Source organism: Radiobacillus sp. PE A8.2, from assembly GCF_045635475.1.
In the GTDB taxonomy this organism is placed as follows: domain Bacteria; phylum Bacillota; class Bacilli; order Bacillales; family Amphibacillaceae; genus JBJGXI01.
Window position 1 is genome coordinate 1 of record NZ_JBJGXI010000076.1, and the last position, 13,194, is coordinate 13,194.

7 protein-coding genes are annotated in these 13,194 nt (G+C 38.5%); all 7 read right to left on the reverse strand.

The features are described from left to right. Positions 1-50: 50 nt before the first annotated feature. The 7 genes from ACI6MV_RS23905 to ACI6MV_RS23935 all read right to left on the reverse strand — a co-directional run bounded on the left by ACI6MV_RS23905 (position 51) and on the right by ACI6MV_RS23935 (position 12,893). Entirely contained in the window at positions 51-500 is a 450-nt protein-coding gene (locus ACI6MV_RS23905) for a hypothetical protein (protein ID WP_407272827.1), read from the reverse strand. After that, complete coding sequence (locus ACI6MV_RS23910; RefSeq protein ID WP_407272828.1) at positions 500-3,586, reverse strand: beta-glucosidase; 3,087 nt, start codon at positions 3,584-3,586, stop codon at positions 500-502. Before ACI6MV_RS23910 ends, ACI6MV_RS23905 begins: the two co-directional genes overlap by 1 nt. Positions 3,587-3,691: 105 nt before the next feature. Beyond that, positions 3,692-5,296 (reverse strand): MFS transporter, encoded by a 1,605-nt coding sequence (locus ACI6MV_RS23915; RefSeq protein WP_407272829.1) that lies wholly within the window; start codon positions 5,294-5,296, stop codon positions 3,692-3,694. Beyond that, positions 5,286-7,853 (reverse strand): alpha-L-rhamnosidase, encoded by a 2,568-nt coding sequence (locus ACI6MV_RS23920; RefSeq protein ID WP_407272830.1) that lies wholly within the window; start codon positions 7,851-7,853, stop codon positions 5,286-5,288. Before ACI6MV_RS23920 ends, ACI6MV_RS23915 begins: the two co-directional genes overlap by 11 nt. Further along, positions 7,847-10,222 (reverse strand): glycoside hydrolase family 2 TIM barrel-domain containing protein, encoded by a 2,376-nt coding sequence (locus tag ACI6MV_RS23925; protein WP_407272831.1) that lies wholly within the window; start codon positions 10,220-10,222, stop codon positions 7,847-7,849. Before ACI6MV_RS23925 ends, ACI6MV_RS23920 begins: the two co-directional genes overlap by 7 nt. A 632-nt stretch (positions 10,223-10,854) precedes the next feature. Continuing rightward, complete coding sequence (locus tag ACI6MV_RS23930) at positions 10,855-12,168, reverse strand: GHKL domain-containing protein (protein ID WP_407272832.1); 1,314 nt, start codon at positions 12,166-12,168, stop codon at positions 10,855-10,857. A 23-nt stretch (positions 12,169-12,191) separates the two neighbouring features. Further along, the gene (locus ACI6MV_RS23935; protein WP_407272833.1) at positions 12,192-12,893 is read right to left on the reverse strand and encodes a LytR/AlgR family response regulator transcription factor; all 702 of its coding nucleotides are present in this window, start codon (positions 12,891-12,893) and stop codon (positions 12,192-12,194) included. Positions 12,894-13,194 lie beyond the last annotated feature (301 nt).

Sequence of the window (13,194 nt, forward strand, 5' to 3'; positions counted from 1 at the left end):
CAAAAAAAGTGAAACCCACTAATAGGTTCCACTTTTTCATCTTACTTTATTTAGTTTGCTTTTTTCCCTACACCGAAGAATGAAGCAATAATGGATAAGACCCAAGTAATCACAAAGATCACGATAAGCGTAACTGCTTGTGTCCCAGCTTCAAAGGCAGCATCATTACCCATTTCAAGATTTGAGCCGAAAATATAACCAAATGACTCAACACGCATGCTGATAAATGTAACACCTGCCCAGATAATAAGGACAGTAGAAACCACTCTACTAATATCTACAATCACTCGTGTTGCTTTTGAATTACTAACTTGCGGCAAGACTAGTGCAACTAGCATCGCAAGTAGAGCACCGATTATTATAAAGACAACGCTCAATTGCATATCTTCATAATAAGGTTTATTCACATTGGAAATATAGAGACTCAATGACACAACTGTCATAATTGCAACGATGATATAAGCAACAAAACCTAACTTTTGATTCTTTAAGAAACCCATTATGCTTCCTCCTTTTTGCGTCTTACAATAGCTAACAGATAGAGTGCGAAACTTACTACTGCAACTGCAATTCCACCGTAAATACCAGCATTCATTGCTGTTTCCCACCAAGGAGTTACTTTTTTGGTTTGTACGTTTTGCGCTGCACTTTGTGCATATGCATATAGTTGATACTTCATATTTTGTCTTGCTTGTTGAACGAATTCTTCATCTTGAGCAACAAGATCGACTGTCAAATATGGCCATGATTCTTTCACTTGTTCCATTGTTTCGTTTGAACCGAAGTCCGCCAACATCGTTACACTAGCATTAATAGTTGACTCTGGGCGGAAATAACCTGTGTTATTCACCATATCCGTTGTTAATAATCCATTAAAGCCCCATTCGTTACGTAGAATGTTTTGAAGAAGAGCAACTGAATTGTTTACATTTGTTGCGCCAATTCTAGAGAATGAAGCCATGATACCTAATGCATCAGCATCTTGCATTGCGCCTTGGAATGCACGAAGATCTCCTTCACGTGCTTTTTGCTCTGTCATATATGGTGCTACTCCACTACGTTGTGTTTCTTGATCGTTAAATGCAAAGTGCTTCGGACCTATGATAACACCGTAATTTAAGGCACCTTCTACTGTCGCCGCTCCCATATAGTTAGCAAGCATTGGATCTTCAGAATAGTACTCATGGTTACGACCGTTATATGGTGTTCTGTGGATGTTTGGTGCAGCACCCCAGATAAGGTAGTTTCCACTCCAAAGACCGTCATTACCCATTAACTCGCCCCACTCAAGCGCAAGTTCTTTATTAAATGTACTTCCAATAAGCGTCGCATTGGCCATTGTACCCATAGCATAATCAGCATTAGGGTCATCTTCATGTAGACCTCTGCCGTTGATCGTACCACTAAAACCATTTGGTCCATCGTTTTGGTAGATAAGTGGAGATTTAACTGATTCAATCACATCACTCGTACTACCACCTTTAGCAATACTTGGGATTAACACCTCTAAAGGTATTTGATTTACAAGTTCATTCCAACGAATATCATTGATATCGGTAACTCCAGCCATATCATTGAACGTTAGACCAGAATCAACACCATCGATATTAACCTCACCATTTTCAGTAATCTGGTAATTTTCATTGGCTAAATTTTTAACCCATTCATCTACCTTGTCACCATCTATCGTTAGATCATCATACGTTTCTGGGAATGTTCCTTCCCAATCACTTCTTGTAAGATATGTTGCATAACCTGGTTTGTAGTAATTGATATCCGCGTTTTCTAATTGATTCACAATAGGTGTACCATTTTCTGAAGTTGCAAATGTTTCTTCATCTACAGTACCTTCATCACCAATCGTTTCCATAACAACCGTTTGCTCTTCACCAGTTACATCGTATCCTTGTGTAGCAAGCACATTATTAGTAGCTGCATGTGAACCATTACCTAAAGCAAAGTAGTAATCGCCACCATCAAGGATGTAACCACCTTCACCATCTTTCGCTGTTGAATCCCAGCTTGCCATATACTTCATGTCAACGGTGATTGTAACTGTTTCTGACTCTCCAGGCTCTAATGTTGCAGTTTTTTCAAAGCCAAGTAAATCAATTGCTGATTTTTCGATATTATTTTCTTTGTTGTAGTCTGTATAAGGTTTTTGCACATAAAGTTGTGCAACATGTTTACCACTTACATCTCCAGTATTTTCAATAACTGCTGTTGCAGTGATCGTTTTTTCATCTAGATTAACTTCTAAATCTGTAAGTTCTTGACTAAATGTAGTGTACGACAAACCATAACCAAAGTCATACGTTACTTCGTTATCATATTCCCATGAAGTAGCTTCACCTGAAGCACCCACAGCACTAGTTGCATTACCTTGACCTAGCACACTATCGTAATAACGTGTTTCATAATACTTATAACCTGTATAAATTCCTTCTGCTTCAATTAAATAGTGATCAGCTGCTAATGAAGCGTCACCACCGAAACTACCTAAAGGTGAGGTTGGATCCAATTCCCCCATTAGTGAGTCAGGATATACAATTGTGCTTAAATCTTCCATTGCAATTTTACCAAAGTTTTGCATTGCTGGTGATTTTGTTGTGTCTACTGCATACGTATCTGTTAGATGACCAGACGGACTTACATCACCTTTTAACACATCGGCAACACCTAAGAAACCGTAAGCTCCTGGAAAACCAACATATAGAATAGAATCTACTTCATCATCTGTTTTCAATTCTTCAATTTCCATTGTTGCAGCACTATTAATCATAACGATAACGTTATCAAAATTTTCTTTTGCTAATTCAAGTAGAGATCTTTCATTATTAGTCAGTCCAAGTGGTGAATCATTGCCATACTTTTCTGCGTCAATTCCCATTTCACCTGGATAATAGTCACTTCCTTCTGCACCAGGACGTGATAAGACTACAATTGCAGCATCACTATATTCACTAAAGCTATCTGTGTATGCCTCAGATGCACCAGCACCATTATTATCAGCGGAAGCTGTGTACACATCTAGGGCTGGTTCAGATGGCTCATAAGGAGTTGAGAAGTTTGCAGGTCTATTTCCAAAAACCGGAACAGTTCCTCCCCAAGTTTCTCTTTCACCTGTTTGAATTTCACCTAATGTTCGATAAATATTTAGCATTTCAGGGTTCACTTCATAACCTTTTTGTTCAAGAGACTGAACAAGGTCCACTTGTGCTTCACCTGAGACTGTACTACCTTGTGTACCGCCTAAGAAAGGATAGGCACTACCCATGCCGAATAGTGTTACTTTAGGAGTTTCGCTTGTTAGCGGAAGCGCTTTATTATTATTCTTAAGTAAAACAGTACCTTCTTCTGCCATTCTTTCGCCAATATTTTCATGCGCTTCAATCAATTCGTCCGATGTCTCATAATCAGACGTGAATTTTTCATCATTAACTGTCTCTGTACTTGTCGTACCTAGCGCATTATCAATGATTGGTCTCCATTGATCTGCGACTCCAGTTAAACCCATTAGTGCAACTGACAGCGATAGAGATAATGCTAATATTCCACGCCACAATCGAATAGATAAGTTTTTCATTTTTCTCTCCCCTTTATTAATAATAGGTAAAATATATTGATATTAACGCTTCTCAGCAGACGGACAATAGATTGATATATCTACTGAGAAGGGTTAAGGAATCACTTAATTTTTCTTATTTTTAGATGATTTTTTCTTTTCTTTTAAGGTTTCGGCTTCTCTTTCCGCCTCTTCTTCCTCAAGTCTTAATCTTTCTTCTGGATCAATCCATTCGCCACCAGAAGATAGCACGCGTTCTTTTTGGGACTCTACGATCTTCTTCTGATCTGCTTCAACATATTTTTCAACATTTAAGAAAAGCATTAAGAGTATTATCCCGGCATAACAGATTAATTCAAAACCTAAAAATGCGAATGCTAACACACCTTGTACGCTGTCGCTTTGCACAGCTGCGGTTGGGTCATAACCACTTGCAGTTAGTAAAGCATTGATAACGCCACTTCCTAACCCCATTAAACCAACCATAATTGCACCGTACACGGACATCGTAAATCCATCACTACGAAAACCATTTTTTGCTTCTAGATGATCTAGGACATCTGATAGGATCGCAAGGGTGACATACATCGCAGGTATAGAGCCAATCCCTTTTAAGATCAGACCTGCGGATACAACGACAATGCTATTTACATCTATAAAACTTACTAAACCACCGATAACCGAGATAATCATTCCGATGAGTACAGCATTTCTTTTACCGAGTTTGTGTGCAATCGGCCAAGCTAAGAGCATTCCAACTGCTGTAGGAATTCCTCCAATTAAACCTAACGCACCCATTGCAACACCAGCGGACCCTTCATCGGTAACGCTATCAAACATCCAGCGTGAGTAGTAACTCATGGAACCGTTTTTAACCATACCGCCAAACTGGAATAGTAAGAAATAAGCAATGATTAGCCACCAATAAGTATTAGATATACAACCAGCAATTTGTTTTTTCATCGATATTTTTTCTTCTGTTATCGCCAACTTTACATTTTCTTCTGTAATACGTTCGCGCGTGAAAAAATACTCTAGTAAGATTGCCAAGAAAGTAACTACGCATAAAGCGATCATCATGATGCGCCAGTTGTTATAACTTGCAACGCGATCGATGACACCATTATGTGATACAAATAAGAACCCTTGTAAGAAGATTGGCACTAAAATACTGCCACCAATACCAATCGCTGCAACACCTGACGCATTTGAGAAAGTAGCTAATTTGCCACGATCATCACTATTCCGCGTGGATAGACCCACCATCGAACTGTGTGCGGTATAAAAGAATGGAAAAGCAACCGCATAATAAAGGTTATAAGATACACCGATCCAAATCATTTGTACCATTGGACTTAGTGATGTTGGTGTTAAAAATAAGAACGAAATTGCTATTACGAGAAGCGGTGCTGATAGTAACATGTAAGGACGTGCTTTACCTTGAGATGTTCGCGTCCTATCAATTAACCGCCCTACTAACAAGTTTCCTAGAATTACAAAGATGACAGAAGTTACTGGGATGACCGCTGAAAAGATTCCAAAACGAGTGGTGTCCGTCCAACCGATAACATCTGAATAGTAACGATTTAAATATGCTCCGAATATGGCATTTGACAAAAGTGCTAGAAAGGGACCTAGAAAATACCCGATAAACAATTCTTTTGATTTAACCTTCGCAGAGGTAATTTTTGTTCTAGCAATTGATGATTCAAAGAATTTGTTAGATTGCATTTTCTATTTCCTCTCTATCTTCTTGAAATTGATAATATCCACTATGCAGTACATAAGATTTTCCATTTGGTAATGTGAGGTTACATGTCGTTCCTACTGGCACATGAATTTCGATAAAAAATCCATCATCATTTAAATCCCAGTGGCTAATCACCTTACCATAAGCTGTTTCGACTTCTGCTTTTGCATAGGTCAGTCCACCACCTAAGATTGGTTCAATCTTAAATGTTTTATAACCACCTTCGATTGGTTCAATACCTGCGATCCGACGATACATGAAGTCACCAACTGCGCCATTTGCAAAGTGGTTGAATGAAACCATTCCATTCGTACCATCATCAGCTCCTGTATTGCTCGTTCCGTCTTCTCTTAACGCATCCCATCTTTCCCAAATCGTTGTCGCTCCAGCTTTGATCTGGAATAACCAAGATGGGCGAGAATCTGTGAGAAGCATTTTATATGCTTCATCAATGCAACCGTTATCTGCTAAAGCAAAAAGTACGTACGGTGTACCAGGAAATCCTGTACCAATATGATAATTATTGTCTCTAATCATACGAGCTAAATGTTCAGCAGCTTTTGATGCATCAGCGCGATTTAACATTTTATAATGAAGTGGTAAAACGTAAGCAGTCTGGAATTCTTTTTTCACACGACAGTCTTTATCCATTAATAGCGACCGATACGCGTCGGCCGCTTCTTCACTTAGGTTTTTGTAGTACTTTGCATCCTCGGGTTGATCTAATATTTCAGCTATTTGAGACAGTAAGTTTGTTGTGTTTGCAAGGCTTGCAGTTGCTGTCCATTTACCGCGGCCCATCCACGTCATTAAGCCACCTTCAGGGGCAACCCAATCACCATAATGGTGTAGCAGGCGCCAAACTCGACGATGTTTACCGACGGAGAAAAGCTCTGCCCAAAACTTACATGCTTTCACATACTTTTTCATTGTCGGATACATTTGCTTTAATATACCAACGTCTCCACGGCTGAGATATTCAGCCCAAGGAACTAAAATACATGCATCGCCCCAGTGATCAACAGCCATAGGAATCATAATTTCCCATTGGAATGGTACTCTGACTAATGGCACTGTTACCGGAATGCCTCCACCGCGATTTTGTTCTTTTTGCACATCTCGTAGCCATTTGTCGTAAAAACGACGTGTATTAAAGTTGTAGGACGCTGTTGATGCAAATAAGGCAATATCACCGGTCCAGCCCATCCGTTCATCCCTTTGGGGACAATCAGTCGGTATATCAACAAAGTTCGATTTTGTGCCCCACTTGATGTTGCTTTGTAATTGATTCAACATATCATTGGAACATTCAAAGAACCCTGTTTCTTCGACATTTGAATACAGCGCTCTTGCCGTTAACTCGAGATCTTCTGGTTCAATCCCTGTTACACCAACATATCTAAAGCCCATATAGGTCATTGTTGGTGAATAGCTTTGCACGCCATCTTTACAAATGTACACGCTTTCCTGTTTTGCAGACCTTAGTGGTTCTGTGAACAGTTCACCTTCCATGACTACTTCTGCATGGTTAAAGGTAATTTTCTGACCTTTTTCCCCTTTTAACTTTGCTGAAATAACACCAGCAAAATTTTGACCTAAATCATAAATCCACATGCCTGATTTAGCTTTATGAGAAGCAATTGGTTCAAACGCTTCCTTAGCACGAACAGGTAAACCATATTGAGCTAAAATTTCTGGTTTTATTTTCACTTGTTCGATACTAACTTTTTCCCATTTGCTGTTATCCATGTTTACCGTTGCATCGTAAACTTCACCGTTATAAAACTCAGCTTCTTTTATGTGACCGTCCATTGTGACTGAAAATGTCTCATCGGAAGTAATGATCTCTTTTGTTCCATCTTCGTATTCCATATGCAACTCACATAATAAAGCTTGGCGCTTGGCATAGACTCGATTACGCCTAGCATAAGTAAACGCACCTACCGCCCAACCACCAGCAACTGTAAAAAGCAATTCATTTGAAGTGGTCAGCTGTTCGGTAACATCATAAGTTTGATACTGCAGTTGATGTTTATAAGAAGTGAACCCTGGCGCAAAGTAGTCTGTGCCGATTTTTTCACCATTTAATTTCGCTTCATAAATCCCTAATGCTGTTGAGTAAAGACGTGCTTTTACAACTTTTTTCTCACATGAAAATTGACGCTTGAAATGCATCGGTTTAGGCGATACTTTTCTTTCTGTAAAATGATAACTTCCGTTTGTAATCCATTTTGCTTGAAACGGGTTTTCTAGAAATCCCGTTTCAAACGTTAAGGAAGTTGTTGCCGTCTCGCCATAGTTATCTACTACTTCTAGTGACACTTTATATGCTGTAAACGGTGCTAATTCAGGTCCGTTATACTTGATTCCAATTTGCGTATTAACCTTGCGTTGCCAGTTTCCAATCGTGAATGTCGCTTCTTGTAAACTAACATTTTGTTTGTTGCTTTCTAACGCAAATGAAAATACAGGTTGTTTAAGATCAGTTACGCAGCCTTCTGTCATGTCGTTGACCGTAAACCGTTTTATCGTTAACATAGGCTCTCCTTTCTGATCGGGATTTTCAATTCAGCTGTCCGACTATCATCGATCGCTTTTATCGTAATGGACGTAGCATCTGGATCATCTGCTTGCACAATCGCCATTGCTTCTCCATAGTAAGTACTTGTTTCTGAATTGGTATAACCTTCTGGATTATATGGACAAGCATGCCCAAGCCCAACTAATTTCCCACCTGTTACGTTGATCTTTACTTTGTTTTTCTCCATCGGTTTTACGATCTTTGCTTCATCTGTATAAGCAATCCGAATGTAAGTTAAACCACCAGATTTCACAGTTTCCTCTTCTGACTCTAAGCTTAAATACGTAGAATCTGCTGCTGTTTTTAATGTATGACGACCTACTTCAATACCCGATTCGTCATAAGCGATTGCCGTAATCGTCCCTTTTTTATAAGGTGTTTCAATTACTGACCGACAGCCTTTTGTTATTTTTTTCTTTGCAACAAGCTTATCGTTCACTAATAAGTGAATAGATGCAGCGCGAGCATAGACTTCTACTTTTGCTTTCGTACCCTCACAACCGGGCCAAGTCCAAGACGGCATTGCATCCGTCATTTTCCAAGCTGATGGCGTATGCTTTCCTGTCTGATATACAGGTTTTACTGCAATTAAAGGACCTTTCGTCTTCTCCAGTGCCACTTTTGTAAATAAGGCTTCACCAATCTCTCGGCCAGTAATATCAATTCGTCCACTACCAGCAGTCATCCATGCCGCTAGATCTGGATTCTTAGGAGCATAATCTTCATACACCCAGGAACCAATCCCTACTTCTCCGATATAATCAATTCCAGCCCATACAAAGTCACCAATAATCCTAGGCTGCTCTTTAGCAAGTTCCATAAATTCATAAGCATCTTTACAAAATGTTTCCGTACCGAGAATCAATCGATTCGGATATTTTTTTAAATCTTTTTTATAGCGTAAAATGCCGTAGTTGTAACCAGCTATATCCATATTCGCGAAAGCATCACGTGTTTTCAGATCAGATCCACGTAGTGAAGCTCCAATCTTCATCGTTTTATCACCAAGAAGCCCCGCCAATTTATTATAAAATTCACTACCTACAGCTTTCTTTTTACTATCTTTACTTGCTTTTTCATCGGTATAAACGCCAAAACCTAAGGAGCTTAAATAGTTAAAGAAAATATTAACACCACAAGTCACCGGTCTTGTAGAATCAAGCTTGTGTAAGAACGCTGTCATTTGACCTGTAATCTCGATACCTCGTTCTTGTGCGGTTTCTGATACTTCATTTCCAGTTGAATAAAGAATCACACTCGGATGATTATAGTCTTTATTCACCATATCTTCTAAATCCGCTTGCCACCATTCACTAAAATAAGCAGCATAGTCGTAACGCGTTTTGTGGATATACCACATGTCTACATATTCATCCATCATAAGCATGCCTAATTCATCACAAGCTCTTAACATTGCTTTGGAGCACGGATTATGCGCTGAGCGGATCGCGTTATAGCCAACATCTTGAAGCACTTTCACTTTACGTCTTTCCGCATCTTCATGAGCTGCTGCACCTAAGAGGCCATTATCATGGTGCACACAAGCACCTTTTAAAATAACTCGTTCACCGTTGATTTCTAAACCTTTATCGGCACTCCAGTCAATCGTACGAATACCAAATGTTTCTTCATATTGGTGATTTTCGAACTCAACATGGCACGTATATAAGTTAGGTGTATCTGGAGACCATAACTGTGCATTCGGTACCTCTAACTCTATCTTTACAGCACCTTCAGTTTTGTCAGTTTTCGATACGACAACATCTTGTTGTTGCTTAATATCAACTTTCACTTCACCTGGTGTATTTGTTTCAATCGAAACTTCGATTTTTGCAGGAGAAATACTTAATGTTTTCACTTTAATTCCGTTTAGTTTCACATGCTTGTTTGGTAAAACGTACATGTGTACAGGTCGATAAATGCCTGATCCAGTGTACCAGCGACTATTAGGTTGATCGGCATTCCTGGCAATAACTTCAATCGTATTATCTGCATCGTAGTTTAAATATTTCGTAGCATCGACGTAGAAGTTAGTATAACCATACGGTCGATACATCGCTTTCACACCATTGATATATACTTCAGCATTTCGGTAGACGCCTTCAAACTCAAATACTATATATTTATCTTGATACTCTTTTGGAATAAAAAATGTTTTCTTGTAAACGTAGTCCCCGCCCATATGATAGCTAATATTACCAGCACCATCACTGTTTTCTGTTCTAGGTTCATTGAGCATCGCATCATGTGGTAGTGTTATCTCTGTTTCTGGATTTTGGCCAGCGCTTCCATAATACCAACCCTGATTAAAATCAATTTGCTTCATATGACTCACCTTCTTTTTAACATTTTCCCGATATTTCTTAATTATGATAATAACGCTTTCATATATTAGCGCACGCATTTTTCATGAACGGTCACTTTTTTTGCATGAATGGTTTTACTTAATTTTCCTGGGTAACAAAAAAAGTAGAACCTTATTTGAGGTCCTACCTTAGTACTGCCTTTTTATTTTGAGGTCGTCCATCCTGCAGCGCGGTGACGAGTCGTTAACGGCCACCAGTGCACTTATCTGTGACAACAGAGGCATAATTAAAATTATGCGGCCACCAGCGCGCTTATTTGATTGAAATTGTTGTTTCAGTGGATTGCTATTGGTAAATAAGGGCTGTGGTGGCCGTCAAATCGTCAAAATTAGAATTTATGGCGAAATAAGCGCTTATATGGCCGTCAAATTCAGATTTTCTCATCGAACGGCTAGTTCCGTGATTAGAACTCCAGACAATCGATCCTCGAAAATAAAACGCGCACTTTCTTCGAGCGTTGTAATTCAATGTCCTGTGGGAACGCACGCGTCTGAAGACCCCGTAGCCGCGTTTCTGAGAGAAGGCGGAAAGCGCCTGCCCGGCCTAAAATCACGAACACTTTGTCGCATTCTATAGAAAGCACCTCACTTCCTCAACCTAACGGAATAAGAATCCGCAGCTCAAACCATTCATCCTCAGCCTTGATTGTCATTGAGCCTTGATATTTCTTCACGGTTTGTTGGATGCTTTTTAATCCATATCCATGGAAATCTTTATTCTTTTTCGTAGTAACCGGTAACCCATTGTTAAAGGTTAAATTCCCTTCATAACAATTTTCAGCACTTACACGCAAAAAGTTCTTTTGCTGACTAACAGTTAAATGGATTAATCTTTTATCAGTATCCTGAATTTTTTTCACACTTTCAATGGCATTATCTAATATATTCCCAAATAAAGTGCTAATATCGACTGGATCCATAAAATCAAGCGCTGTTCCTTCGGCTACAACAGTCAAAGTAACATTAATATCTTGGCAATATAGTTGTTTCCCCATGAGTACCGTATCCAGTACTTTATTGCCCGTTTTATTTTGCGCTTCATACACTTTAATATCATCTTCCATTTGTTCTAAATAGTCATATGCTTCTTGTGTATTCGCATCTTGTTTTAATGCGATAATTTGATGTTTTAAATCATGATATTTTTGGTTAACCATGTCTATACTTTTCTCAGACATCTCATAATTAGCAATTTGCAGTTTTAATAAATTCTGTAATTTTTCCATTTCGAACTTCATTTTCATTTCATTAATTTGGATATGATACGCAAACAGTAAAGCTACGCCCCCAAAATCTACTAGTGTACGTATATTAAAAATATCTCTTGCCATACTGCCGCTAAATGGTGTGTTTTGATAGATGTAGCTAATGTTACTCATGGTGAATACTACTGCAACAATAATAAAGGCAGACACCATTTCTCTAGATGTGACATCATGGGATGAACGTTCCCCGTCAAATCGTCTTTCTAAAAGGAACATTAAAGCTAAAAGAATACTATAACTGATAAAAACAAACACATATGTCGTGAAATAAGAAAACGTAATATCTAAATCTAAAACTACAAAATAATACATTTGATAGACGAAAGATGCAATAAATTCACCAACAATAAATGCTCGAGCTGTGTAGTATCCTACGCTCAGTACGGAAATATCACTCATAAAATAAATAAATAAAAAAATAATACCAGTCGACAACAATATACTCGGCACAAAAAATAACATCGGTACATCTGTATTAATAATTTCCATATATACAAATAAAAGTACTAGAAAAAACAATGAAATAATAATAGACTCTGTTTTCGTTCTTTTGCTTTTACTTAATAAAATAAAAAGTAAAGCACCCATCCAGTATGCTATAGCATAAAATCCTCCTGGTGTTTCCGCTAAATCGTAAGGCATGATGTCGCTCCTTTACACATGAATTACATATTCCATTGATCGACTAACGCTTCCATAAGCGGTTTTCTTCTTGCTCGACTAATTGGAAGCTCCTCTCCTTTAACTACAGCACCTTGATCTTTTACGGCTTCAACATGAGCAAGATTAACTAAGTAGCCTCTATGGATTCTAAAAAATGGGTCATCATTTAATTCCTTTTCGATGTCCTTAATTGCTCCTGATGATTCAATTTCCCCGTCTTTAGTCATTAGCATTAACTTATGACCTTGGCTTTCAATATAGTAAATATCTGACACGACAATACGTGTATAGCCACTTTTCACTTTAACAGCCAGGTACTTCGCTTCTTTTTTGTCTAACCTATGAATCGCCTTATTTAACCGTTCTGAAAATGCAAAATAAGTAATTGGTTTTAACACATAATCGAGCGCATCAACAGCATAGCCTTTAATCGCATACTGCGCCATATTCGTTATAAAAATAATCACGACTTTCGTATCAATCTTTCTAATTTCTTCTGCTGCTGACATTCCATCCATCAATGGCATTTGGACATCCATTAATATAATGTCAAATTGCGCATCATACTTATTAATAAACTGATCACCATCAGTAAATGTTTCCACATCAAGCGATACTTGATTTTCTTTTTGAAACTTTTGCAAGTAATCTAATAATTGCTCCTGATAGATGGACTCATCTTCCACAACTGCAATACGTAACATACCAACACTCCTTTTTTAAGAATTGTAAAGCTAGGCGCATGCAATAAGCAGTTCGGACACTTCTTCTGTCTTGACCAGATTTTTTGTCCTTTACACTATACCAAACATTGAAGTTTGACACTCCCATAGCTAAAGCAATGGGATTCTAAAGTACTATCGCGTTCGCAGTCCGTTTCTGGTTTGAACTAGCCTTTGGTTAAGAGGTGTGTCATCACCTCGTCCTGTTTCGTTCTATACACCTTTGGTGCATATGTACCTAACAGGCGGTGTTGCTATTACCACAACACTAGGTTCTTAGGAT

What these genes read in the sequence shown, in the direction of transcription:
- ACI6MV_RS23915 (WP_407272829.1), bottom strand. Translation starts at nt 5,296, where the DNA reads ATGCAATCTAACAAATTCTTTGAATCATCAATTGCTAGAACAAAAATT.
- ACI6MV_RS23935 (WP_407272833.1), bottom strand. Translation starts at nt 12,893, where the DNA reads ATGTTACGTATTGCAGTTGTGGAAGATGAGTCCATCTATCAGGAGCAA.
- ACI6MV_RS23925 (WP_407272831.1), bottom strand. Translation starts at nt 10,222, where the DNA reads ATGAAGCAAATTGATTTTAATCAGGGTTGGTATTATGGAAGCGCTGGC.
- ACI6MV_RS23905 (WP_407272827.1), bottom strand. Translation starts at nt 500, where the DNA reads ATGGGTTTCTTAAAGAATCAAAAGTTAGGTTTTGTTGCTTATATCATC.
- ACI6MV_RS23920 (WP_407272830.1), bottom strand. Translation starts at nt 7,853, where the DNA reads ATGTTAACGATAAAACGGTTTACGGTCAACGACATGACAGAAGGCTGC.
- ACI6MV_RS23930 (WP_407272832.1), bottom strand. Translation starts at nt 12,168, where the DNA reads ATGCCTTACGATTTAGCGGAAACACCAGGAGGATTTTATGCTATAGCA.
- ACI6MV_RS23910 (WP_407272828.1), bottom strand. Translation starts at nt 3,586, where the DNA reads ATGAAAAACTTATCTATTCGATTGTGGCGTGGAATATTAGCATTATCT.